22 protein-coding genes are annotated in these 25417 nt (G+C 68.5%); 16 read left to right on the plus strand and 6 right to left on the minus strand.

The window, feature by feature from the left end; all coding sequences use genetic code 11:
• The first annotated feature begins 191 nt into the window (after nt 1-191).
• From AB0959_RS42805 to AB0959_RS42830, 6 genes are all read left to right on the plus strand, one after another.
• The gene (locus tag AB0959_RS42805) at nt 192-5876 is read left to right on the plus strand and encodes a toxin glutamine deamidase domain-containing protein (RefSeq protein ID WP_366832261.1); all 5685 of its coding nucleotides are present in this window, start codon (nt 192-194) and stop codon (nt 5874-5876) included.
• Between the two features lie 174 nt (nt 5877-6050).
• On the plus strand, nt 6051-8135 hold the full coding sequence (locus AB0959_RS42810; RefSeq protein ID WP_366832262.1) for an SUKH-4 family immunity protein: 2085 nt from the start codon (nt 6051-6053) through the stop codon (nt 8133-8135).
• 167 nt (nt 8136-8302) lie between these two features.
• Nucleotides 8303-8641: a hypothetical protein gene (locus tag AB0959_RS42815; protein WP_366832263.1), complete on the plus strand. Its 339-nt coding sequence runs from the start codon at nt 8303-8305 to the stop codon at nt 8639-8641.
• A gap of 88 nt (nt 8642-8729) precedes the next feature.
• Nucleotides 8730-10775, plus strand: a complete 2046-nt coding sequence (locus AB0959_RS42820; protein ID WP_366832264.1) for an ATP-binding protein — start codon at nt 8730-8732, stop codon at nt 10773-10775.
• Between the two features lie 57 nt (nt 10776-10832).
• Complete coding sequence (locus AB0959_RS42825) at nt 10833-12173, plus strand: SUKH-4 family immunity protein (protein WP_366832265.1); 1341 nt, start codon at nt 10833-10835, stop codon at nt 12171-12173.
• A gap of 170 nt (nt 12174-12343) precedes the next feature.
• Complete coding sequence (locus tag AB0959_RS42830; RefSeq protein WP_366832266.1) at nt 12344-13066, plus strand: hypothetical protein; 723 nt, start codon at nt 12344-12346, stop codon at nt 13064-13066.
• Between the two features lie 84 nt (nt 13067-13150).
• Here AB0959_RS42830 and AB0959_RS42835 read toward each other — a convergent pair whose 3' ends face one another.
• Nucleotides 13151-13588, minus strand: a complete 438-nt coding sequence (locus AB0959_RS42835; protein ID WP_366832267.1) for a hypothetical protein — start codon at nt 13586-13588, stop codon at nt 13151-13153.
• A 165-nt stretch (nt 13589-13753) separates the two neighbouring features.
• Here AB0959_RS42835 and AB0959_RS42840 point away from each other — a divergent pair, with 165 nt between their 5' ends.
• Nucleotides 13754-14407: a hypothetical protein gene (locus AB0959_RS42840; RefSeq protein ID WP_366832268.1), complete on the plus strand. Its 654-nt coding sequence runs from the start codon at nt 13754-13756 to the stop codon at nt 14405-14407.
• 62 nt (nt 14408-14469) lie between these two features.
• On the opposite strand, the gene AB0959_RS42845 is transcribed toward AB0959_RS42840, so the two are convergent.
• Nucleotides 14470-14703, minus strand: coding sequence for a hypothetical protein (locus AB0959_RS42845; protein WP_366832269.1), 234 nt, complete (start codon nt 14701-14703; stop codon nt 14470-14472).
• A 478-nt stretch (nt 14704-15181) separates the two neighbouring features.
• Here AB0959_RS42845 and AB0959_RS42850 point away from each other — a divergent pair, with 478 nt between their 5' ends.
• The 5 genes from AB0959_RS42850 to AB0959_RS42870 all read left to right on the plus strand — a co-directional run bounded on the left by AB0959_RS42850 (nt 15182) and on the right by AB0959_RS42870 (nt 17988).
• A complete protein-coding gene (locus AB0959_RS42850; protein WP_366832270.1) occupies nt 15182-15631 on the plus strand; it encodes a hypothetical protein in 450 nt (149 codons plus the stop codon).
• 403 nt (nt 15632-16034) lie between these two features.
• On the plus strand, nt 16035-16349 hold the full coding sequence (locus AB0959_RS42855; RefSeq protein WP_366832271.1) for a type VII secretion target: 315 nt from the start codon (nt 16035-16037) through the stop codon (nt 16347-16349).
• Between the two features lie 30 nt (nt 16350-16379).
• Nucleotides 16380-17126 carry a WXG100 family type VII secretion target gene (locus AB0959_RS42860; protein WP_366832272.1) on the plus strand — a complete coding sequence of 249 codons (747 nt, stop codon included), beginning with the start codon at nt 16380-16382 and terminating at the stop codon, nt 17124-17126.
• A gap of 62 nt (nt 17127-17188) precedes the next feature.
• Nucleotides 17189-17590, plus strand: a complete 402-nt coding sequence (locus AB0959_RS42865; protein WP_366832273.1) for a hypothetical protein — start codon at nt 17189-17191, stop codon at nt 17588-17590.
• A gap of 92 nt (nt 17591-17682) precedes the next feature.
• On the plus strand, nt 17683-17988 hold the full coding sequence (locus AB0959_RS42870; RefSeq protein ID WP_366832274.1) for a hypothetical protein: 306 nt from the start codon (nt 17683-17685) through the stop codon (nt 17986-17988).
• A 455-nt stretch (nt 17989-18443) separates the two neighbouring features.
• On the opposite strand, the gene AB0959_RS42875 is transcribed toward AB0959_RS42870, so the two are convergent.
• From AB0959_RS42875 to AB0959_RS42890, 4 genes are read right to left on the minus strand one after another with little or no spacing between them, the layout of a single operon-like run.
• The gene (locus AB0959_RS42875; protein ID WP_366832275.1) at nt 18444-19067 is read right to left on the minus strand and encodes a hypothetical protein; all 624 of its coding nucleotides are present in this window, start codon (nt 19065-19067) and stop codon (nt 18444-18446) included.
• 14 nt (nt 19068-19081) lie between these two features.
• Nucleotides 19082-19786: a hypothetical protein gene (locus tag AB0959_RS42880; RefSeq protein ID WP_366832276.1), complete on the minus strand. Its 705-nt coding sequence runs from the start codon at nt 19784-19786 to the stop codon at nt 19082-19084.
• Nucleotides 19787-19818: 32 nt separating this feature from the next.
• Nucleotides 19819-21120, minus strand: a complete 1302-nt coding sequence (locus tag AB0959_RS42885; protein ID WP_366832277.1) for a hypothetical protein — start codon at nt 21118-21120, stop codon at nt 19819-19821.
• Between the two features lie 5 nt (nt 21121-21125).
• Complete coding sequence (locus tag AB0959_RS42890) at nt 21126-21431, minus strand: hypothetical protein (RefSeq protein ID WP_366832278.1); 306 nt, start codon at nt 21429-21431, stop codon at nt 21126-21128.
• Between the two features lie 422 nt (nt 21432-21853).
• Between AB0959_RS42890 and AB0959_RS42895 the strand changes: the two genes are divergently transcribed.
• From AB0959_RS42895 to AB0959_RS42910, 4 genes are all read left to right on the plus strand, one after another.
• Complete coding sequence (locus AB0959_RS42895) at nt 21854-22156, plus strand: hypothetical protein (RefSeq protein WP_366832279.1); 303 nt, start codon at nt 21854-21856, stop codon at nt 22154-22156.
• A 19-nt stretch (nt 22157-22175) separates the two neighbouring features.
• On the plus strand, nt 22176-23474 hold the full coding sequence (locus tag AB0959_RS42900; RefSeq protein ID WP_366832280.1) for a putative T7SS-secreted protein: 1299 nt from the start codon (nt 22176-22178) through the stop codon (nt 23472-23474).
• Nucleotides 23475-23537: 63 nt separating this feature from the next.
• A complete protein-coding gene (locus tag AB0959_RS42905) occupies nt 23538-24050 on the plus strand; it encodes a hypothetical protein (protein WP_366832281.1) in 513 nt (170 codons plus the stop codon).
• Between the two features lie 158 nt (nt 24051-24208).
• Nucleotides 24209-25363, plus strand: a complete 1155-nt coding sequence (locus AB0959_RS42910) for a hypothetical protein (protein WP_366832282.1) — start codon at nt 24209-24211, stop codon at nt 25361-25363.
• Nucleotides 25364-25417 lie beyond the last annotated feature (54 nt).

Consider the following 25417-nt stretch of genomic DNA (forward strand, 5'->3'; position numbering starts at 1 on the left):
ACCGGGCTCTGACCTCGTGGCGGGCGCTCAAAAGACCTGTCCTGCAACAGATTTGTGACAGCAACCCCCTGAAGTTGCCTGCGGGTGTGTCCGTAGACTCTGTGCTCGGCTGTACTGCTGTGTGATTTCCCTTTCGAGTGGGGACAGTTGTACGGCCGAGGTCGGCTGACGGGGGTGCTTTTGCTGTGTCGATGATGCTGCCGGACGAGCTCGAGTGGGTTCTCGAAATGCTCGGCTACCGCTGGCCGACGGCGGACGAGGACAAGCTCAGAGACTCCGCGGCGCTGTGGCGGAAGTTCGGCGACGAGGTCGTCAAGCTGCACGAGTCCGCGAACTCCGCCGCCAGGAACGTGACCGCGCACAACGGCGGCGAGTCGATCGACGCGTTCACCAAGGTGTACGACAAGTTCGACAGCGGCGGCGACGGCTACCTCGCGAACGCGTCACAGGCGGCGTACATCATCGCGAACGTGATGGAGGCCTGCGCCTACATCGTCGAGTTCGCCAAATGGGCGGTGATCGCCCAGCTGATCGCCCTGGCCATCGAGATCTTCGCCGCCCAGGCCGCGGCTCCCTTCACCTTCGGCCTGTCCGAGGTCGGCGCGCTCGGCGCCACACAGGCCACCCGGCTGATCGTGCGCCGCCTCCTCGACGAGCTCAAAGAGGCCCTCATGGAGGCCATCGTCGAGGCGATGAAGGAGCCCGCCGTCTCGGCGATCGAGGCGATCATCACCGACCTCGTGCGGCAGACGGTGAACGTCAGCTTCGGCGCCCAGGAGGGCTACGACCTCGGCCAGACCGCCAAGGCCGGTGCGCAGGGCGGCTGGGAGGCCATCAAGCAGACTCCGCAGACGCTGGCGGAAGGGGTGCGCGACAGTCTCGGGGCGAAGGCGGGGAGCCGGGCGCACCATGCGATCGACAGTCGTATTGACGGTTATGACGCCGGGTCGGGTTCTGGCGGCTCGGGGAATGATGGTGGGGACGGTGGGAGTGACGGGGGCTCGGACTCGTCGTCCAACTCCTCGGACTCCTCCAACTCCTCGGACTCCTCGGACTCCTCTTCGGACTCGTCCTCCGATTCTTCTTCGTCTTCTTCGTCGTCCAACTCGAACTCCGATTCCGACGGCTCCGGCTCGTCGGACTCGTCCACGTCGACACGTTCGAGTAACGGCGGCGTGAACATAGGCGCGGGGATTTCCGCCGACACGGGCGGTGGCGGCCCAGCCGCACCGGACCTGGGGGCGGGCCCTGGCTCCGACTCGGGGTCCGGGTCCGACTCCGGGCCGGGCCAGAACCCTTCCTCGGACGCGCCCGCTCCGAGGCCGACGCCCTCGCTGTCCGGGCCGTCGCTGGCGGACTTCGACGACCCCTCGCCCGGCGGAACGTCGCCCGGCGGCGCGGACTCGAACGGTTCGTCCGGCACTCCGAGCACGTCCGGTCCGTCCCACACGGGCGGCGGCCCCTCCGTGTCGAGCATCGCGTCGCCGGCCTCGCATTCCGCGCCGGCTGCCGCATCGTCCGGCGGAACGACGTCGTCGCCGAGTGGCGGCGCGATCGGCACCTCGATCGACAGCCTGGCCGCCAGCGTCCCCACCCAGTCGAACGCGGCGCCCACGCCGACGACGAGCGATCCGTCGACTGCGGGTACCGGGGCCGGGGGCCGGGCGGATGGCGGCTCGTCGATACCGTCGTCGCCGGTGGCGCCTTCCACCGGGGGTGGGCCCGTGCCCGGCTCGCACCACGGCGGGAGCACGTCCGGCAGCGCCCCCTCGGGCACAAGCCCGACCAGCCCGACGCCCAACTCCGGTGCGGGCAGGAACCCTTCCGTCAGTACGCCCAGTACGCCCTCTCCGACGGGTACGGGACCTGCCTCGACACCGAATCCCACGTCGCCGGCGTCGACGCCACGGACGACTCCGGCGGCGGACGGCCGAATCCCCGGTACGGCGGACGGTCGCACGCCCGGCACGGCCAGCACGCCCGACGGCCGCATACCGACCCAGCGGACCCCTGGCACGACGCCAGGCGACGGGACCACGCCCCGCAACACCCCCGGTACGACACCGGGCGACCGAACCGCACCGCGCAACACCCCCGGTACGACACCGGGCGACGGCACGACGCAACGGAACACACCCAACAACACCCCGGGCGACCGCACCCCTCCCCGCAACACCCCGGACCCGACCGGCACGCGCACGTCCACGCCGGGGCAGAACCCGAGCACCAGCACCCCGAGCCAGAACCCGTCGACGTCAGCCGGCACAAGCACAGGCACCGGCACCGGCACCGGCTCCGACCGGACCTCCACGCCGAGCAACAGCGCCCCGAACTCCTCGACACGGCCGAGCCCGACGCAGACGCCCAGCACGAACGGCACGCCCAACACGACCGGCACGCCGGGCACACCGAGCACGCAGAACCAGCCGAGCACCGGTACGCCCACCACTCCCACCAGGCCACCCCAGCAGCCCGCGGGCAGCACTCCCAACACCCCCAACACCCCGAACAATCCCAACGCCCCGCAGCAACCGGCCGCGCAGCCTCACACGCCGCAGAACACACCGCCCAACCCGCAGCAGCAACAGCACCAGCAGGTGACGGCGGTCCCGATCCACACGGTCGTCACGACCCCGAGTTCCTCGACGCCACCGTCACACGCGGCGCCCGCCACGCCACACCAGCCGGGCTCTCCCCAGGCCACCCCCGGCGACCCGAACCACCAGCAGCAGCAACCCCAGCAGGACAGCCTGCAGGACATCCGCGACGACCTGGACCACTACCCCGGGGGCCTGACCGAGCCCGACCCGGCCGACCAACAGGCACTGGCGGACGCCGTCCCGCACAACGAGGACGGCACCCCGGAACGCTTCCCGGACCCCTTCGGCTCCTGGTCACAGCTCCAGAACGACGGCGGCATCCAGGTCCCCGGACGCAGCAACAACTGTGCGGACTGCTCCCGTTCCTTCCTGGAGACCTGGTACGGAAACCCCCAGGTCTCAGCCGCCCGGACCCCCGACTACGACGCGAACGGCAACCACGACCCGTTCACCCCCGAGAACAACGCCAACGACAACCAGATCCGCTGGACGGGCGCCGCACACACCTACGCCGGCCCCGGCGGCGACCCCGCGACCGCGAACAACATCGCGTCGGTCCTCCAGCAGTCCGGTCCCGGCTCAGCGGCCATCGTCCAGGTCGACTGGCCGAACGGCGGTGGCGGCCACGCCTTCAACGTCGTCAACCACGACGGCAACATCGTCTGGATCGACACCCAGAGCGGACAGGTCAGCAGCCAGCCCCTCCACATCGACAACGCCGAACACGTCTGGCACATCCCGCTGGACGCGAACCGGAACCCGATAGACACCACGCAGTCCGACGCGGAGGACTCCGAGGGCGCTGAGAACTCCGAGGGTTCCGAAGGTGCCGAGGGCTCCGAGGGCTCCCAGCAGGGGACGGACACGTCTCAGGATGGGGCTGAGGCATCGCAACAGGGGACGGATACCTCTTCGGACAGCTCTACGGACAGCACTGCGGACAGCTCTACGGACAGCACTGCGGACAGCTCTCAAGAGGGAACCGAGGCCTCCGAGAACGAGAAGGGGACGGACACTCCCCAGGAGGAAGCCGACCCCTCTCAGCTCGGGCCGGACACCTCCAGCGAGGGAACCGGCACCACCCAGCACGACGACACGAACGCTCCCCACGAGGGAACCGACTCGTCCCAGCAGGACGAGAACACCTCCCCCGCGGAGGCCGACACCCCCCAGCCCCACGACACGGACACCTCCCCCGCGGAGGCCGACTCGTCCCAGCACCAGGACACGGACGACTCGGCACAGGGGCACCAGGACGAGCAGCAGAACCAAGACCAAGACCAGAACCAGGACCAGAATCAGGACCAGGACCAGGACCAGGACCAGCAGACCCCGCAGTCGGACCCGTCGGGCGACCCCCCGGACCACGACTCGGCCGAGTCCCCTGACCACACCCCCGGCGAACACTCGGCGCACGACCCCGACCACCAGTCCAGCGACGACGCCTCCCACAAGGACCCGCTCCCGGCCACGGCCACCCGCGACACCACCCCACCCGGCGGCGTCACCCACCCCACCCCCGCCGAACAGAGCGCCCTGGACAACTCCGTCCCCCGAGACGAGAACGGCGACCCCACGCGGCCCCCGGACCCGGCAGACGGCCCTTGGGTCCAGCGCGTCAACGGCGACGGCTCCGACGTCCCCGGCCGCAACAACAACTGTGCCGACGTGGCCCTCTCCACGGTGGACACGTACGCCGGCAATCCCACGGCCGCCGCGGCCCGCACCCCCGACCCGAACGCCGACGGCACCCCCTCCGACCGCGGTGAGAAGGCGGGCCGCGACCGCATAGAGAACACGCTCGGCGCCCGCTTCAACGACCTGGGCAACGGCCGCGACGCCTTCAACCGCCTGGAGAACACCCTCCGCAACAGCGGCCACGGTTCCCAGGCCGTCATCATCACCCAGGACGCCAACGGCCGCGCCCACGCCTGGAACGCCGTCAACCACAACGGCCGCGTCACCTACATCGACGCCCAGACGGGCCGCACGAGCCCGAACCCGCTGCACAACGGCAGCAACGGCGTCTTCGCCATCCCGCTGGACTCGAACCGGCGGCCGGTGAACCCGGACCGAGCGGGCGGCACGGACTCCAGCAAGCCCGGTGCCGACCGCCCCCATGCTCGGTCCGTCGCCGAGCCGCGTACCGACGAGGATCGGCGGCCTGCCGACCCGGCCGGACAGCAGCCGGACGGCACAGAGGCGGACAAGAAGCAGGCGGGCCTCGAACCACATCCGGACGACTCGCATCCGCGCCTGAACCGCGAGCCGGGCGATATCACCACACTGCGGAGCAACCTGCCACCGGACGAGGCACAGGCACAGGTCCGTGTGACGAACCCCGTGTTCCGGCTGGAGCACGGCCATGTCGACCAACAGCTACAAACGTGGGCCAAGAACGGACAACTCGCCCATGTTCTCCGGGTGGCCGCAGGTGAGACCAGCCCTCACGCTTCCCCTGACCGGCCCAGGACGTTCACGGCGGAAGGGCTGAACAAGGCACTGCCAGGATTCTCGTCCCTGAACCGGGGCGAACGCATGCTGGTCGTGTCCACACTGGCCCGCCTCAGCGACTCGGCTCACGAGCAGTACGGCGTGAACAAGAACCCGATGGACAATGGCAAGGTTTCCGAAGGCGTAGCCAAGCACAGGTCACCAGGACAACGCGTCCGAGACATGATGACGAAGTTCAAAGTCCCGGAGCAACACATCCCCGACTTGACTGAGCGGAATTTCGCGGCGGTCGAGATACAGCGGGACGACGGCACCATCGAGTATGTAACCGACTCCTCCTATCCGCCGCCCGGAACCGGCGTCGGAGGGAAGCATTCGGAACGGCATCTCGCCGACTGGATCGACGAAGTCAACAAGGCATACGCCACAACGGGACGGAAGTACGAGATCACGGCCCTGTACACCGAACGTGAGCCCTGCGGTGACAAGAAGGGCGGCCTCGGGAAAGACGCCAACTGTTCCAACCTGTTGGGCGAAGCCCTTGCCGGAAAGCCGGTCTACTACAGCACCACCTATCGGGCAGACAAGGAACCGGAGCGAATCGAGCGCACCAAGGAGCTGCAGAAACAGCGCAGAATCGAACTCGGATTGCCCCCCAACGCTGCTCTCCCGCAGGACGAAAAGAAGAGCATCACGGACCAGGTCAAGAACGAGTACCCCGCCACACAAGCCGAGCGAGAACGCAATCGCCAGATAAAGGCACGCGTCAAGAAGGTGGAAGGCCTTTGGAAGGCGATCGCATCGCAAGTAGGCTCTCCGTAGAGCCTGCCCCCCTGGACACATGGAAAGTCAACAGAGTCAGCCATGACCCCTCAGACGCCCAACTCTTCACCCGTGTCACCTGAACAAGCCCTGGCCGACATGATGGAGTGGCAGGGCAATGGACAACCAGGGGTTGCGGAACTGACCGGCCCCCCGGGTTCCGGTCGCACCAGGATGCTGCTCCAACTGCACGACGTCGCCCGTGAATCGATGTTCGTGGATGCCACAGGGCTGACCTCTGAAGATCTCATCGAACGGGTGATGGAAGCAGCCGGACTCGACACTCCGCCGGAGCGCCGAGCCGATTGGGGTTACGCGCTCGAGGACTCCCCCCTGAGCGGCGGCTTGGTCATCATTGCCAACGCCCAGCGTGCGGGCCGCACACGACGCTCCACTGAGCCTGAACGGATGGTGCACCGCCTCACCGGCGAGCTGGCGCTTGCTGGGGTGAAGGTACTGATCGAACGGGATCTGCCGGACGTCAGGCGGGGACACGATCACTTGGTGGTGACTCTCCGGCCGGACCCCGCTGGAGAGTCCACGGAACGGCAGGTACTCGACCGGGTCGATGCCGACGCGTTGCGGGCACTGGCACTGGCCGAACCGCGTCATGCCCCCATGGACGTGTGGGAGCGGCTCGGTCTCGCACTGGGTTCGCAGTTGGGGCGGGCCCTGGATGTCACCGCGGCGCTGGAGTCCGCAGGTGGGCTACTGGAGGTGGAAGCCGACGGTTGGGTCCGCTTCCGTGATGAACGCGTGGCCGAGGCTCTGCGCCGGACCATCGAGCCCGATGTCGTACGTGCTGTGAATGTGGAAGTCGTCGAGTGGCTGCGCGACCAGGCCATGGCCGGGGCGACAGGCCCGTACCTGACGCAGGGGCTGGCCATGCACGCGGTTCAGGCGGGAGAGTTCGCCTCGGTGCAGCGCTCCGGCCGTCTGGTGGCTCACCTCGATCAGGTGGCCCTGATCGATGCGGCCCTCAGTGACGCCCCTTACGCGATCGACGGCGAGTCCCCCGCCGGCGACGCGGTCAATCTGTGGATGTGCGGTGTTGATTCCCTGCCGCAGGACGAATGGGTGTCCTGGCTGCACCTGATGAGTACCGTGCGCGGCGACCTCCGGACCGCTGCCGACATCGTGGCCTCGGGGCGGCACCTTCCGTGGCGGGTGCGTTGGGCCCGCTGGAGGCCGCCGGGTTCCTTGAGCGCGGAGTTCGTCCGGCCCGGCCCGCTGGGCCGGCCGTCCGTCGCCCCCGAGGACTACTGCCCGGGGCGCCATGCGGTGACCGCTCCAGGAGAGTGGGACGGACGGTACCGGGTCTGGGACGCAGAGACCGGTGAGGACCTGGCCGGGCCCTGGCCTGATGCTGTGCCCGCACCAGGACAGCGCGAAACGCTGTGGCTTCCGGGCACCGAACGCAACGTCACACCCGCCTGGATCGACCTGACCGTGTTCAACACCTTGGAACCTCCCTTCGTCTCGGGCCAGGTGACGATGGGGGACGTCGTGGTGGTGACGGGGCTCGGCGGCGTCTTCGCCGTCGAACCCAGCGGTTCCACCGCCGGGTTCGAGTTCAGCAGGGTGCACGGTGAGCCGATGTTCGACGATCCCGGATTCGTGGCCGCCCTGTACACCAGGGCACCACAGCCCTCCGGTTCATATGACGCCGGCCTCTTCGAACCGGGTGTCGTGCGCCGCCTGCCCGAAACCCGGCTCCCCGAAGGACTGACGGACACCGAGTCGCGTCGCATCCTCACCGACATCGGCCTGCCCGCCTTCGAGGGTGTCGAGATGCGACTGGTCGCACTGGACGAAGAGGGCCTGACCGAGCCGGATCCCGAGAGCCTGCCGGACGGCACGCCCCCAGGGACGTACTACACATTCGGCACATGGGTGACCAGTGACATCGCCCTCCACGCCCCCACCGGGCAGGTCCATCTACTGAACGCGGATGACTGGGGCAGCGATGACGAATTCGACGACTACTTCGACGACGAGGACGTCGAAGACTACGAAGTCGACGATGACGACGATGACGACGAAGTGCAAGGCAGCACGAGCTTGTTGATCGCCGGCAGCCTGGCCAAGTTCATCGATCTGCTCCAGCACTACGTCATGATCCGGTGCATGCTGGCGACTGCCGGCAGCCGACTCGAACGTGTCGCGATCAGAGACGCCCTGACGGCTTCGCTGTCCCGCATCGACGAGGCAGGAGCTGCCGCAGGCGCTTGGAGGGCCGGCCTGACGGAAACCGACTGACTTGTGGCGTCGCTCAAACCGACCCCAACAGTGCCGCACGTGCGGAACGCCGCTCACTCAGGGCAGCCCTGTGGCCCGACTTCCCCATGTGACCGTCAGGGCCCAGTGGCTTCGGCACCCGACCGACGCGCAACCCGTACAACCGCCACAACAAGGAGACCAGCTCCATGACCCCGGACAACCCGGCTCCTCCGGAGAACCCGGTTCCCCCGAGCAACCCCGAACAGGCCCTGGCCATCGTCCGCAGCCGTTACGCCCAGCCCAAGCTGCCCGACGGGACCCCGGCCCCCCTGCACGTCCACGAGTTCGACATCGGCTACCTGGTGTACGCGACCTTCCCGCCCACCACGGACGCCTCGGGCCAACCGCGCCCCTCGGCGCCGGGCGGCAGCAAGATCGTGGTCGCCAAGGACACCGGTGAGACCGTCACGGTCCCCAACTACCCGACCGAGGCGGCCATCGCCCTGTACCGCAAGCAGCGCCAGGCGCAGCGGCCGGACGCGTAGCGGAGAGATCGACAGATCGACGCCTAAGATCGGCGTCGTACGCGAATGAGTCCGCGATGGCGAAGGACATGGCGGAGGACGGGGACCCATGACCGGATCGACCTTGGACACCGAGGACACCAAGGACACCGAGGACACCGAGGATTTCGCACCGCACCCCCACATAGGCGGCCGGACCGCCGCGTTGCGCGCGCTCGCCGCGTGGCGTGCGGCGGCGCCCGGCGCGCCGCGCGTGGTCGTGCTCACCGGCAGCTCGGGCAGCGGGCGTTCGCGGCTGCTCACGGGCTTTCTGATGCTGTGCGAGCCGGAATACCGCAAGCAACTGCCGCTGGACGAGATGGATCCGTCCACGGTGCCGCCCGAGTTGCCCGCCCCGGCCGTGCCCGCCGCCGACGGGCTGACCGCCGCGCAGGTGCTGTGGCTGCTCGCCGACCACTTCGAGCTGGACGCCACCAGCACCGCGGAGGTGTACGCGGAGCTCGCCGCACTCACAGAGCCGGTGACCGTCGTCGTGCCGGATGTCGACCGGGCCGGTCCGGTCCGGGCCGCGGGCGAGCCCGCACGGCTCGTGCGGGAGGTGCTCACGCCCCTCGCCGCCACCGAGACCGTCCGGCTGCTGGCCGAGGTGCCGCGTCCGCTGGCCGCCGAGTTGGCCTCCGGACTCGCCGCCGTCCTGCCCCCCGGCACCGTGCGGCTGATCGACCTCGACGAACCGGAGTGGGCCGACCCCGAGGGCCTGGTACTGCACGCTCAGGCGGCGCTGAGCCCCGAGTTCGGCGCCCCCGAGCTGCCGTTCACCGTCGATCCCGCTCCCCGACTCGCCCTCGGCGCCGCCATCGGCCGCCGGGCCGGGACCAGCCCCTTGGTCGTGCAACTCGCCGTCCAGTGCGTCCTCATGGCTCCCGAGGGCTTCGACCCCGCCGACGAAAGCCTGTTGCCGACCTTCGTCGGCGAGGCCCTCGACCTGCACGCCCGACGGCTCGGCGCCGACCCGCAGACGCTGCGGTTGATGCTGGCGCCGCTCGCCCTCGCCGAGGCCGACGGCATACCCGCCCATCTGTGGCCGCGTCTGGCGAGCGCGGTAGCCGGACAGGACATGAGCCAGGCCTTCGCCGGAGGAATGCTGCTCGCCGGACCCTTCGTACAAACCGAGGATGCGGAGGACACGGAGGACGGGCAGGAGGACGAGCAGGAGGACGAGCAGGAGGACGGGCAGGAGGACAGCGGGCGCACGTTGCTCCGGCTGCTGCACCCGGCCATCGGCGACGAGATCCGCGCCGGTCTGCCGAACGTCCGCGCCGCCCAGACGCAGATCGCCATGGCGCTGCTGGAGGCCGTGCCCGAGCAGGACTGGGGCCGGGCCGACCCCTACGTACGCGACCACATCGCGGGCCACACCCTGGAGGCTGGACTCCTGCCCCAACTCCTCACGGATCCGGGGTTGTTCGTGCACGCCGACCCGGTACCGCTACGAGCCGCCATCGAGGCCGTACCGACGGAGGAACTCGGCGCACCGGCCCGTACGTACCTCCGCACGGCGCCCCTGCTGACCCGCACCCAGGCGTCCACGACGCTGCGCGCCGCGCTGCTCGAGACCGCGTTCGTCGAGGACGGTCTGCCCGAGTACGCCGATGCCGTACACCGTCGGCTCGGCGTCGAACTGCCGTGGCAGACCTTGTGGAGCCTGCCCGTTCCCGGTGTCAGCGCGGTGGCCGTCGGCAGCCTGCCGCAGCCGCAAGGACAGGCCACCCCCGTCGCCGTTCTCGTCGTTCCCGCGGACACCCCTGGCGCGCGCCCGGTGGGCGAGACGGGGGAACAGGATCAGGCGGGCCGTTCTGCCGTGCTCGTCCACGCCCTCGTACGACCGGACGACCTCAGCGACACCGATCCCGACCCCACGCGGATCGTTCGCCCCTCCGAGGACGAACGGGCCGCCGCCCCGCTCGGGCTGAGCCGTGGCGCCGACTACCTGCGCGTGTGGGACCGGGAGAGTCGGGAAGTCGTGGCCGCGTTGATCTCCGACGTTCCCATCACCGCCGCCGACCTCTCCCCCGACGGCATCCTCCTCCTCGCCACCGAGCGCGGGGCAAAGGCCCTCCGCATCCGCCCGGCGGCCCCGGCGATAGCCTCGTAGACACACGACACCGCCCTCTCCCGCCTCTCGACCGACCACCTCGAAGGAGCCTCCCCCGTGACCAGCCAGGAGCAGGCGCTCGCCGTCGCCGACCATTGGCTCAACCCGGAAGGTTCGGCGGAGCCGCGGCGCGAGGTCAGGACGCAGGAGTTCGACCTGGGGTGGGTCGTGTGGGCCGCGCCGCCCGCGTCCGAGCGCGACCCCGAGACCGGGGAGCGCCGGCCGCCCGCCGAGATCGGCAACGCGTGCGGGGTCGTGGACCGCCGTACCGGCGAGCTGACGGTCTGGCCTTCGGTGCCGGTCGACGAGGTCGTGCGGATGTACCGGCAGAAGCACGGGAACGAGGACAGCGGTGACGCACCGGGCGCGGGCGGGGCGAAGGGCGCCCGTCCGGTCACCGGCCCCGGAAACACCGCCGTCTTCACCTACGTCGACCCGGCGAGCGGCGAGGAGAGCACCCTCTTCCGTAACTCCGGCCCGGGCCTGCCCCCCGCCGAGTACCAGGCATGGGCCGACCTCCGGCAGCTGAACGCACCCGTCGACAGCGTCCTCGCCATCCACACCGACCTGCGTCCCAGCCTGCTCCCCGGCGGCTACACGGCCGAACTCCTCAACACCTTCCCCAACGCCCAGCTCTCCTGCTCGCAGAACTACGGTGCCCGTCCCGAGGCGCGCGCCGAGGGCATCGCGGCGCTGGTCGAGCAGGTCGAGACGATGCACCGGATCGCCGGCCAGGAGCCGCCGCCCCGTCCGCACCGCGTGCCCGTTCCGGCGCAGGTGACGCCCGCGGAGCCGATGCGCGACGTGACCCTCGGCCGTCACCTCGTCGACGTCTTCGGTGAGGACGGCGTACGTCGATACGACGCCGACGACATCGCCGGCAGCCCGCTGCCCGAGACCACCAAGGCCACGCTCACCTGGGCGGGGCTCCCCGTCGATCTGCCCCTGTTCTTCACCGCCGACCGGCCCGACGCGCCTCCGGCCGGCGGCCTGTTCACCGATGTCTCCACGAATCTGCGCGAGCGCCGCAGCCCTGCCGGTGAGGAGAAGATCGGCGTCCTGGCGCACCTGTCGCGGATCGGCTTCGACGGCGTCGCGGTGATCGCGGTGCAGTGCCTGCCGGGTACGACGGAACCGGACGGCCTCGGCGCGGTCTGGGCGGTGGACCCGGTCACCGCTGCCGCCCGTTACGTCAACATCTCCGTCGCCGCCTTCACCCGTTCCCTCGCCGCGCTCGCCACGGCACGGCAGCGGATGCAGGGCCTGGACCCGGTCGCGGCCGGGAGTGAAGTCGTGTCGCTGCAGGAGCAGTTGGCAGCCGTCGACGCCTCCGCGCTGGGGGACGCCGAGGCGTGGTGGTCGCTGATCGTCGAGCAGATGTGGCACGGGTTGTTCTGAGCCGGCCGGGGCAGTGTCTGCGGCTGCCGGATGCGTGCTTGTCCCTGCTGCTCCGGACCGTTCCGTACGTGCCCGAGACGCCCTTCACGGAGCCCGCTCGGGCTCCGACGGGCCCCTCCTGATCTCACTGATAGCTTGCTGGTCCTGTCAGTTCACAACGTGGGGAATCGATGAGCCAGCCGCCGTTCCAGCCGCCACCGCTGCCACCCCAGCCGCCCCAGCAACCCCCGCAGCCGCCGCAAGCGCCGCAGAGTTCCTACAACCCGTACAGCCAGCCCGGGCCGCCGCAGCAACCGCCGCAGCAGCAACTCCCGCAGCAGCAACCGGCATTCGGCCCGCCGCCCGTCCCGGGGCAGCCGCCGATGCAGCCGATGCAGCACGCGACACCGTACCCGGCAGCCCCCTTCGGGCAGGGGCAATCAGGCACGGGCAACGCCGGGAACGCGTTCGGCGCGATCCTCCTCGGGTTCGTCGTCTCGTTCGTCATCTCGCTGGTCTACGTCGGCATCAACCTGGCCACGTACAAGGAGCAGTCGACCACCGTCAGCAACGCCCTCTACCTTCTCCATGCCCTGCTCAACGGAGCGGCCGTCGGCGCCCTCGCCGGCACGGTGGGCAGGGGCAGCAACGGAGCCCGGGTCGGCGCCGCCATCATCGCCGTGCTCGGCACCTTCTTCGGCTACACCAACACCGTCGTGAGCCTCTTCCTCAAGGACGGGTCGCTCATGCCCCTCAGGTACATGCTGGAGGACAACCCGCTGTACCCGGCCAAGGCCTGGTGGGACACCCAAGGCGGAGGGGTGGACTGGTTCTCCCTGCTCGGCCTCCCGCTCGCCGCGGCCGCTGCCTGGGGCCTCGCCTACCTCATCGGCAACAAGGGCCGCACGGCCTGACTCCACCGGGGGGCGCTCCTCAATCAGCAGGCGCGACCCGTACCTCGATCAGCACAGCGATCAGTACCGCGATCAGTACAGCGATCAGTACAGCGAGAACCCACCACTGTGCCGCCCCGGGCTCTTCTTGCCGGACTGCGACGAGGGGTCACCCTCCGAGCGCCTCGGCTCGGAAGCCCCCGGGGCCGAGTCACCGCTCGGCGGGGCCTCCTCGCTCCTGATCCGCTCCCGTTCCTCCTCGGGGAGCGACTCCCACTGGCCGCGCAGCGACGCCATGCCACCGCCGCCGAGGGCGCGTGCCACGGCGGGGTCGTCCAGGGCCTCGCGCAGGGCGAGGCGGCCGGAGAGCAGCCTCTTCGCCGCGTCCTGCATGTCCCTGTTCGCTCCGCCGTCGGCTTCGGACAGCTTGCGCAGGGCGGAGTTCAGGGACCGTAGCTGTCCCGGTTCCAGCGCTTCGTCGAGCACCCCGCGCTCCGGCGAAGAACCGTGCGGGTTCGGGGAGTTCTCGGGCCGACTCGTCATCTCGCCACTCCTCGTTTCTCCTCGCTTCGCGTCACCCGCAGTATCCCCCGACTCGGGAGGCGGCGCAGTGTCGCACCCTCCCCTCCATGCCCACAGACACAGGTGCCATGCTGACTGCGCCCACCGGCCGAAGAGGTAGCCGCGGATGAGAAGGACGGCATTGTCATGGCCCGAACGCAAGGCACCGGAAAAGACAGTTCCCGCTCCGGCCTCGCCGGCCTCGTCGGCAGGGCCTTCGGCCGCCTCGGGCGCGCGGGCGGCCTGGTCTTCCTCCTGGCCGGCCTCGCTCTGAGTGGTTGGGGCGCGTACGAGGGGGCGTACGCGGCGGGATGGGCGGGCACGCACGGCACGCTCACCGTGAGGGTGTGCGAGGTGAGTTACCCGAACAACGCCTCCCGAAGCAGCCGCAAGAACCGCCGCCCCATCCGCTGCACCGGCACGTTCGTCTCCGAGAACGGCAAGAGCAAGGACACCGAGGCCGCGGTGCAGCTCAGGCAGCGGTACGCCCAGGGCACCGAGCTGTCGGTGCAGCAGACGGACGCGCCGACGACGGCTGCCGCCGGGGACGGGGACTACATCCAGAGCGGCACGGACCGGGCCTGGCGCTTCTTCGGAGCCTTCTTCGGCGGCTGGGTCCTCACGGGCCTCGGAGTCTTCTGCCTCGCCACGGGTTACGCCCCGTTCGGGCAGAGCCGCATCTCGTACGACGCGGCGTGGGAGGCGTCGGGGCGTGGAGTGACGCGCCTGGTGATGCTCGGGATGATCGGCGTGGGGATCGTGGGGGCCGGGGTGTCGTTCCTGGTCAGTTACTTCGCCTGATACGTCGCCAGATACGTCGCACCAGCTACTTCGCCTGACCGATACTTCGTCCGATGCCGGCCTCAGCGCGGGAAGGCCGGGTTGTCACCGAGACTCGCCACCGCCACCGCCATACAAGTGACCGCCATCGCCCAGCGGGTACGGCCACTCCGGGCCAGCGCGGCACCCAAACCGCTGACGACCACGCCTACGGCGTACGTGGCGGCCCAGACACCCAGCGCGTCGCCCCGGCTGAGACGTACGACGATGAGGACGAGGCAGAGAGCGGCAACCAACCCGGCGAGTCCCGCGTACATCCGGCGCGCCCGCCGCGCGTCGCGCCGTCGGCTTTCCGCGAGGCCCGGTCGGCCCTGAGCCTGGAACGGTGCCCGCAGCTCGTTCTCGCTGCCATCGTCAGACCGTGGCTGACCGTTCCGGGGCTTCGTCCCTCCCTGTGTCGCCGCCTCCGATGCGTGTGCTGACTCACCGCCATGCCTCGTCATGGCAGCGGAGCCTAGCGGCCAACACCCTGCCGGGTGAGGTCGCGGAAACGTTCCCTACACTCCGCCCATGTCGTCCTCTCGCGATCTCCCTCCACCCTCGTCCCCATCCCCGTCCCCCACCGCCACTGTCGTGCGCACCGGCCAGAAGGCTTCGCGGCGGATGATTCCCCTTGGCATCGCCCTCACTGCGATCAGTGCGCTCGTTCTGTTCGGCGGCATAGCGGTAACCGCGGGTCTCGGAGAGAGCGGACCAAACCCCAAGGGGATCGGGGGAATCGTCATAGGGCTGTTGATGGGTGTCATCAGCGTCGGAAGCCTGGTCGTCGCCTGGTCGGGTCGGCGCTCCAGCGTGAGCGTCGACGACGCGGGGCTGTGGGTCAGCAACGGCAAGGTGGGGAACGTCATCCCCTGGCAGAGCCTCGCTGGAGTCGGACTGCACTGGAGCAAGGCAGGGAAGAGCGGCGTGAAGATGTACTCCATCGAACTCTTCCCCAATACTCACATCGACCGGGACGACCCGGTCCTGTGGCCCATGGTCCGTGACGAGGAGCCGCTGCAACCCACCCTCCCGCGACTGCGCTACCGCCTCCCTGTCCCCGCGGGTTCCCGCGAGGCACTGGTCACGGCGATCCAGCAACAGGTCCCGCGGTTGTGGCTCGGTGAGACCGAGCGTGAGGCCGGCTACATGGGTGTTCCGGATCGCAAGGGGCACCGGGAGCGTACCCGCGGATCGTCGGGCTAGAGGCCGCCCGTCCGGTGGATCGCGGCCATCTGCCGGTGCCCGCAGGACAGACGCGCATTGACGCCATCGACGTCGCTCCTCACCCCCCTCACAACTTCTCCTCGCCACTCCCTCACAACTCCCGTCACAATTCCGCCGGGCTGGTCCTCTGAGATGCGAGGTACCCCTCTTCTCGCTCCCTCTTCTCGCTACTACGCGGCGAACTCCTGACAGCCGGACACCCGCATGAACAGCGCGTTCTGTCCGCGCCGGGGAAAACCAAAGAATCACCTTCCAACTCACCAAGGAAGAGTCAAGGTTCACCGGTTCGACGGCTCATTCGATCACCTACAGCCGTTCGGCCTGATGTGTGGCGTGCGATAACGTGTCCGAACTGCTGAGGCTGAAGGACAAAGGGGGACTGATGGGGTTCAGGGTCCAGGCTGACGATCTGACCAGCTATGCGTCGCAAGTGGGCAGAGCCGCTGACGACATGCAGCACGCACGGAAGTACGCACAGGACAACAGCGACGTGGGCATCTCGAACCAGGGCCTGATCGAATTGATCATCGGCGCCCACCGGTCAGTGGTCGACGAGGTGAACTCCGCGATGACACGGGCGGAGTCGGTACTGCGCGCAGCGGAGACAGAGCTGAGCAAGAGCGCCACCTACTACGGGAACACCGACACCGCGACCGCTCGGTCCATGGACGCCACCTACCCGCCCAGCAAGCGCTGACTCCGCCAGCCTGCCCCGAGAGGCCCCCCATTGTCCGGCTTTACAGATGTATCCGAGCCCACCAGTCACCTGACCGCCCCGAAGAAGCCCGAGGAGTTCTCACAGGGATTCCTGTTGGACGTCTTCAACGACGCCAGCGACCTCGTCAGCCCGTCGTACTGGGTCATGGAGGCGTACAACGCGGTCTTCGGCTTCAATCCCCTGGACGAAGTCATCCAGTGGTTCGCCGGTGACTGGGAGTCCTTCGCCGAGTGCGCCTCCGTATGGCAGAACATCGGCAAGGCGTGCGAGGGCGTGGCACAGAACCTGAAGTCGGGGAACTCCTCTCTCGACTCGACATGGGACGGTAATGCCGCGGACGCGGCCTACATCTACTTCGACGAGCTGGCGAAGAAACTCACCGGCTGCCGCGAGACCTTCGATTCCCTGCAGTCCACGTACGAGAGGCTGGCCCACGCCGCCTATTCGACGGCGGAGGCCATCAAGGGCGTACTCGGCGGCATCATCGACGGCCTGATCATTGTTGGCGTCGAAATGGCCGCGGGTACCTTGCTGGCCTGGACAGGAGCCGGCGCTCTCCTTGGGTACGGACTGGCTGCTCTCGAGATCACACGGCTGATCAATTTGTGGGGGGACGCGACCAAGATGTTCGCCCAGGCTCAGACCATCGTCAACGGCGGAGTCGGCGTCCTGGAATCGCTGGGCGCCGAGATCTACGGGCACTTCCAGAACTTCCCTTCCGTGGGCGGGAATTACGACAACCCTGCGGTCGCCTGACGCTGTCGTCCCCTCGCTCGGCCATTGCCGACAGCAACCGGCAGTAAGGAGAGATCCCCACCATGGGTGAAGAGCGCCAGATCGGCGACGCGGACCTGATGGACATCGCGCGGGACGAGGCACGGGCCCGTGCTCTACGGAAGTCGCTGCAGCGCCTCGCCGACAACTCGTCCGGCAACCCCGCACTCCAGGAGATGGCCAAGGAGGTCCTCTCCGGACGGACCGGCCTCCGCGAAGCCCTGCGCGTGGGCGCGTACTCCGAAGCTCTCGGCGAACGCATCGCGCAGGCTCGCCGGGAGTACGAGGAACAGTCCCCCGAAGAACGGGAACGGCAGCGCGCCGAGGCCGAGCGCTACCTCGAGGACCAGCGCGCCGAGATCGAACAGGAGCGTCAGGAAGCAGCGGAGCGCTCACGAGCGGCACAGCAACGGGCTCGCCACAGCGGTCACGACTGGAAACTCTGACAGCGAAATGTCAGCCGCGTACTGCGCAACCGGCGAGCGGTCGAGCTTCGCGTCGGTTACGCCGGTTCGGGCGATCGCGTAGCCTGCCGCACATGCTGATGAACGACATGGGTGACGGCGGCCGGGAGCGGTTGACGTCTCGCACCTGGTGGAACGCGGCGATGTTCGCCGGCATCCTCAGCGCGATGGTCGCCTTGGGCGGCGCCGCGGCGACGGTCCTGCCGAACTCCTCTGTCGCCACGCGTGTGGTGAGCGGAGTCCTGGCGGTCGTCGGCGCCACCGGAGTCTGGGCGGCCGTACGCGGCTACCGCAGCCACAGCGGCAAACTGTTGGCGCTCGCCCTGACATGTGCGCTGGGGAGCGGCGCGGTGCTGGTCGTGTTGCGCAGCGTGGGCTGACGCCTCCGAGCGCTCAACTCCGCCGCGTCATTCTCGACGGTGGAGCGGGTCAGGTCGAGAGACTGCCTGTGACAAACAGTCCTCACCGGCCCAGCCCTACCCCGCCACTGCATTCACGGCCCTTGCGTTCAGGGCCCCTGTGTTCACGGTGGAGCCCATGCTCCGCTCCGCGCCCTCGCGGCTGTGCACCTGCCCGCTCTCTCGACTCCGTACCGGCACTGGCACTGCGTGCTCTGCACTCCGGCAACGCCCTGACTCGACAACGTCTGCGACGAGTTCCACGACAGCTGGGACGACGCGATCGCGAAGATCGACGAGGGTACACAGGCCATCGAGGACGGGCTGGAGAAGACCCGCGACACCTATCGGGACGTCTCGACTGCGTGGCAGGTCAGGGCGGGCTCCGGGTAGTTGAGCTCAGCCGGCCCCGCCCGGAGCCCGGGTCGGGTCCCGCGTCAGTCGGCGACGCGGGCACCGATGGCCCGGGCGCGGCGGCGGGCTTCGGGGCTGACGCCTTTGCGGCGGGGGGAGGTGCGGTGGTTGTAGGCGGTGGGCTGGGCAAGGTAGCCAAGGCCGCGCAGGTCGGGCTTGGCCACGACACAGGCGAAGCGCGGGTCACCCGCGTACCAGAGTTCCTCGTCGTACTCCTTCAAGGCCTCGCGGCTCCAGGTCCGGAACAGCCCGGCCGACACCTTCAGAGACACCGTCTTCTCGGGGCTGTCGGGATCGGGCAGTACGAAAATCGCGTCTTTGCCCCTGGTGATCCGGACAGCACCGGATTTCTGACGCCAGGGGTAGACGCGAAGGATGCGCCACATCCGCCACCCCCAGCCGAGGCGGCCGAGGGCCACGAGGGCCATGATCCCGATCACCATAAGGACCAGAACCATGGGAACCACTGCAGCCACGGGCAGCAGGACGGTGACGAACACGGCCCCCCACCACAGCGCCACCGAACCAAGCCCCATGGCCAGGTGACGCGCCGTCCGGAGACGGAAGGCACGTCGGGTGCCCGGTGTGTCCCACGCCACCGGACCGTCAAAGCCCTCGAAACTCTGCTTGTTCACGTTCGTGGTCATGCGCACATCCCAGGTCAGCCGAAGTCGGACGCGATGTCATCCGCGATGCTGCTCGTGCCGTCGGCCGTGTCGCCGCGTACGGCCCGCTCGATCTCCGGCATCGGATCGTAGAAAGACACCGTGTGCGCGATGCCTTCCATCATGTCGCGGTAGTGCTTCCGGGAGCCCACGGCCGTGCTGCTCAGCGTCAGGACGCCCAGCTGCGTACCTGAGGGGGCCGGGACGTAGAGATTGCACTGGTAGAGGTCCTGGCTGGGTATCCCCGCCAGGGCGGGCATGGTGATCATGGTGTCGCATATCGACGCCGGACGGCCGCCCGGCAGCGTCAACAGCCCCACGTTTTCCCCGCTTTCACGCAGGGAGGCCGCGCGAACCGCCGTGATCTTGGCTGGGGCCCAATCGATGTCTCTGAGCGCAACCGTGAACACGGACGAGGCAGACGACCCGTCATCCGCGTAGTGCATACCGAGCGAGCATGCGATGACACCTTCGCTCCGCATCTGGGCAGCCATGAATCGCACGTCCCGCAGTGCGCCCGTGTACCGGTCACGCTGGTCCTCGGGCGCCAGGTCGAGGACCAATGCCAGTGCCTGCTCAAGGCGCGTCTCCTGCTCCGTGCCCGGTTCAGGGTCGAGAGCGTCGATCGGAATGCCGAAGAACCCGGCCGGCAGTGCGTACCAGATCTTCGAGCTCGGGTCTCTGGCCGTGTCGTCGATCACCAGACGGATAGGACTCTCAGAGGCTTCTTCTGTCATCCCAGTGCCGCCACAGTGCTGCGAAAGACGGAGAAGGCCGCAGGGCCGTCGAACAGGCCCGCGCGAGCCGCGTCGACCCCGGTGGCGGTGTTCTTGCCGGCATCGCTGTCCAAGGCATCGATGTTCTCAGCGGCCAGTCCGTAGCCGGAGGTAAGCACACCCGCGACCGGCGAGACATAGTCCATGCCCACTTTGACCGCCTGGCTGCCCCCCGCTGCTTGCGCCACCCAGTTTCCGGCGGGGTTATAGGCGCCCGCAGTCGCGATCCTGTTCGCGGCCGTGACGGTGTCGTCGGCAAACCTGCCGAGGAACTGCCCCGCGCTGACCGCCTCGGATGCGTAGCGCGTCGACTGGATGGCGCCGTTGAGGCCACGGGACACGGCCCCGACGCCCGGCACCGCCCCAACGAGATCCCCGGCGAGCCCCACCGAGTTCTCCCAGAAGTCCGCGTCGAGCTCACCCTTCGTGATGCCGTCCCAAAGTGAGGCACGCACCTGGGGATCGGAGAGCCGGGACGCCATGGTAGCCAGGCTGAGCGCGCCTGCGGCGAGCAGGAACGCAATCCCGACCGGGCCGGTGCAGATCAGCGCCAGCAACCCCGCCACCGCCGCCAACACACTCAGAATGTTGGTGAGGTTGTCCCCGATCCAGCTGAGCGCTTTGCTCAGCCACCCCGGTTCCTCAGGCGCCAGGTCCTTAGTGGAATCCTTCAGCTTCTTCGCGAGGTCCCGCGCCTCCGCCTCGTGCGTCCCCTCCAGCTCCCGCGCCTTGCGCATCACCTCGTCCAGGGCGCCCTGCGCGTTGTTGACGGCGGTGACGGCGTCGCTGAGCCGGTCGTTGGCCGCGTTGAGGCGGGCCTGGGCGGCCTCCAGTTCGGGACCTTCGGCGAACGTCTGCCCCGCGAGCTTCAGGTCGGGGTCCTTCTGGGCCGCATCGTGCCGGGAGTTGGCGGTCTTGAGGTCACCCTTGTGGTCGGCCGCTTCGACGTCGTACTTGCGCGCGAGCTCCCTGCGGCTGGTCAGCCCGCCGTGCCACGTGCCGAGGTGACCGGCAGCCAGGGTCAGCGACTTGTGGGCGTCCTTCATGTACTTCGGCAGGTCACCGTCGAGGGCCTCGCGGAAGCCCACGGCGGCGTCGCCCTCCCAGAAGCTGGACTCCCCGAGCAGTTTGTCGATCTTCTGGTACGCGGTCTGCAGCGCGCTCGCCGAATTGACGAGCTGGGTGCGGAGCTTCTCGACCTCGCCCGGTTGCCCCAGCACCGGGTTCCACCCGAGGTGCACATACGGATTCTGTGCCACCGCAATCACTTCCCCGCAGCCGCGGCGCGCTTGAAGCTCTCCTCCAGGGAGGTCTCCACTTCGCGGTAGTTGTCGGTGTTCTTCTGGAGGCCTTCGGTGAGCTTGTCGATTCGCTCCTTGATCTGCTCGTTGCCGTACTTCCACCGCTCCTGGAACTCGTCGCAGGCCTCGTCCAGCTCCGGCGTCCCGATCTGGTCGGCCCGCACGTGCCGCAGGGCGGTCCGCACCTGCTCAAGGGAGTCGTTGGCTCCCTTGAGATCTCTGGTGAAAGTGTCGAGCTGATCAATGTCGGTCTTGAAGTGGTCCCCCACGCAAGCCTCCCGTTCGCGCATCGACGGTCGCATCGGCAAAGGGCAACCGGCGGTCGAATGGGCCGATCATGCCATGGAATGGTAAAGACGCCGCACCGGGGCACGGAGCAGCGATGGTGGTGCACCTCCACCACGTCACGCCCCGTCACACCCCGCACCACCCAAGCCGGATCGGCGGAACAGCCTGCGTGCAGCGCTTCTACACGTCCGCTCCTTCTCCACAACTGGGCGCGAACTACCAACCGTTGGGAAAATCCCAGTGGCTGTCCTGAAAGAGCTCAGCGCGTGCACGGCAGGAGTCGTGAGGGTGTGGTGTGGGCGCGACTCAGGGCCCGATCTTGGTGATACTTTCCGCAGGCTGGTTGCCAACGCATCTGCGTTCAGGCGGAGTTAGCAAGCGGAGTTAACAAGGGGATCCTGCGGTGACCGACCTCGAAGTAAACCCGGAGATCCTCAAGAAGGGCGCGTCGGGCATTCTGGAATGCCTCTCGCCGGTCGAAAAAGTGGACCTGGAGCCGGTGTCCAAGCAGGGGTCCTCGATCGGGGTCGATTCGGCCGCCGCGGCACTGGTGAGCTTCTGCGCGACGTGGCAGTCGGGCGCCGAGTTCCTCGCCGACTGCGCGGCGACCCTGGCAGAGGGACTGAACTCGGCCAGCAACAACTACGCGGCGACGGATGAGGCCATCCGCAACGCAGTGAATTCGGTCAAGTCGGACTTGGGTTAGGGACGGGGAATCCGTATTCATGGCAGCCGCGCTCGGGGAGACGTCCGACCCGAAGGAACTCATCCCGGGGGACGTCGAGAAGCTTGGTGATCTGGCTACCGACCTCACCACCTGGTCGGTCAAGTTCGATGGAATCGGCGACGGGCTCCGTGGCCTGCGCATCCCGGGATGGACCGGTAAGGCGAGTGACGCCTTCTGGCCCACCCTGTCCACGGAGAAGACCAACTGGTACCTAGCTTCCGACGCGATGTCGGGTGCGGCCACGGCAGTCACCTCGTACTCCTCCATGCTGAGCTGGGCGCAGCAGCAGGCCGCTACGGCGATCGCGCAATGGGAGAACGGGCAGCACGATGCGGCGGCGGAGGTACTGAAGACCGCACGCCAGCACCTTCAGCACGAGGCCGAGACGTTGGCCAAGAAGCTCGACGACCTGGCCGGCGGTTCCTCCGACAGCCCCAGCTGGCTCGCGGATGCCAGGGACTGGGTGGACGCCAAGCAGTGGACGGACGAGCACGGGGTCGGCAAGACCACTCAAACCCATACGAAGTGGGAGACCGAGAGGTGGCGCCCCAGGGGCGAAGACGGCCAGTGGCGCACCGAGAAGCAGTGGGGCAAGGACGAGAACGGCAACTGGTTCATCCGCGACAAGGCCGCAGGGGCCGAGGACGGGGATCCGACGGATCCGGCCACCGGTAAGAAGGCCGATGTCAACATCAAACTCGCCGAGTGGTCGGGCAACGCCAGCGCCTGGTCGGCAGGCGACTCCGGAGAGAAGACGGTAGGTGGCGCCACGCTCAAGGGCGGAGTGGGGGTTTCAGCGCTCGGGGTGGACGGATCCGCCACCGCCAGCATCGCGAACGGGCGGCTCCAGGCCGGTGTTTCGGGGAGCGCTTATCTGGCGCAGGCTTCCGCGAACGGCAGTGTGCAGTACGGCATCGTCGGAGCCCAGGCCGAGGGCAAGGCCTTTGCGGGCGCGGAAGCCTCGGCGAACCTTTCCGCCGGCAAGGACGGACTGCACGCCGGAGCGGAGGCCTTCGCCGGAGCCAAGGCCACAGGGTCGGTCTCTGCCGACGTGGGCGGCGTCGGCGCCGGCGTGAGCGGCGAGGCATGGGCCGGAGCGGGGGCTTCCGCCAGTGCCGACCTCGGCATGAAGGACGGCAAGTTCACCATCGGCGGAGAGGCCGGAGTCGGTCTGGGCATCGGCGGCAAGGTCTCCTTCGACGTCACCATCGACCCCGGCAAGATGATCGACTCGGCCGATGACGCGGCTGACGCGGTGGGCGATGCCTGGGACAGCACGGTCGGCAGTTGGTTCTAGCGAGTTGGTTCTGGCTAGTTGGTTCCAGCCTGAGCCGACGCTCATCAAGGAAGTGGATTCACGATGGCCACCACGTTGCCGATCAAGATCTCGTTTTCCCTGCCGGACGGCTGGCAGGCGGCCCCGCCGGACGAGGTGGGGGCACCTGGCGTGGCCTTCGTCGCGCTCCATCCCGCCTCCATGGACGGGTTCACGGCGAACATCACCATCGCCGGGCAGATGCGCAACGACAGCGCCAGCATGTGGCAGATCGCCGACGAGTCGGTGCGGCGGCTGCAGGAGGCAGGACCCGTAGAGGTCGTCAAGAAGGCCGAGGCGGGCACCCCGGACGCCCCGGGCCTGACGGACGCCCCTGGCGTGGTTCAGAACCTCCGCCTCTCCACCACCCTGAGGGGAGAACCTCTGGAACTGCTCCAGAGCCAGGTCTACCTCGGCATGGAGGACGTCAAGGACCCGGCGAAGCGCGTCGTCATCGAACTCGTCCTCACCGCGAAGCCGAGCCAACTCGGCCAGGTCATCGAGGACTTCAAGGAGTTCATCAGGACGGTGCGCCCGGCCGACGAAGCACTGGCCTAGTGCTGCGACCGGGAACGCCCGCCAGGCTGATTCTCATGATCGTGGTTGGATACTGCCGATCGTGATGAGGGGTATATCGGTTCTTCCAGAAGGTGATCTCTTGGCGTAATCTCCTCCTGCCTTACAGCACGTTCAGGACACGGTCAGGGGGAGGCCGCATGCGGCACCGTTCCACTCGTTTCGCTACCACTCTGGGTGGGGCGGCGCTGGTGTGCTCAGCCGTCGCCTGGGGTGCGGCAGTAGTGCGGTATGACGCGGACGCTCCGCGGCTGGACATTCTTGTTCCGTTGGCTTTGGCGGCCCTGCTTGCTGGAGGCTGGTTGCTGGCTGTCCGGGCGGCGCCGCCCGTGGAGCCGCTACCAGTCGCTCCGGCTCGGGACGGGATACCTGGCAAACTGGGCACGATACGCCGCGACTGGGGCTACATCGGCGCGGCTTACGTGACTGCCTGGGCCCCGTTCGCCGCCGCTCGCGCTGCCTACGGTGAAGGCGGATCGCTCGTCGGAAGTGCGTACTGCGGGCTCACCTTGCTCTTCGGCGTCGTGGTGTCCCTGTATGCCATCGGCCTGCTCACCGACCAGCTCGGTGCGGGACAGCGGATGCTCAAGGAGGACGCCGCCTCGGGGGGTGTTCACGCGGTCCGCGTCCGATTCGGCACGGCGGTGCGGGAGGAGTACCGGCGGCCCACAGGTACCGGTGTCGGCAGTATCATCACCACCAGCTCGTACTACGTCGACCTGTTGCCCGAGGGTGACACCGACCGGCAACAGGCCATCCGGCTCCAGTCCATGTACGCCGGCGACAATTTCCGTATACCCACAGGCGAGAAGCACCTGTCCTACGCCGCTGCTCAGCTGTCCGGCCACTCGGGATGGCTGTGCTGGCCCACTCGGTGGAAGGACATCGCAGGCACGGACAAGCAGCGCAGCGTCTCCGCTGCCTTCGTCACCGATACCGGCCGTGTGGTCTGGGGGCAGACGGCGGAGCAGGATTGGGAACCGTGGCTGCGCGGCGCGGCGGCGCCGGTGTGCCGGACCGACAGCGCCGTCGCAGCCGAGCCGCTTGCCCGCCCGTCCCGGTTCCGACCTAAAGTGCACACTCGAACCCTGCTCATCGCGGCCATCGCAGCCCTCACTGCAGTCCCCTACCTGCTCGGTGCGGTTCCGTACAAGCTGGGCTTGGCACTGGGTGCGGCCGCGGGAATCCTGGCTCTCGTCGCAGCAGCACGCCTGAGCGTTCTCGGCGTTCAGAAACAGAACTTGGATCCGGAGCTCTGGACCGTACGCAACGAGTCGCATCCATCGCTGCGTTGAGTTCGGTCCCTCGATTCTTCGCTGCGTCTGTCGGTGCTGTGACCAGGAGAGTCA

Source organism: Streptomyces sp. NPDC046862 (assembly GCF_040704615.1).
Lineage (GTDB): Bacteria > Actinomycetota > Actinomycetes > Streptomycetales > Streptomycetaceae > Streptomyces.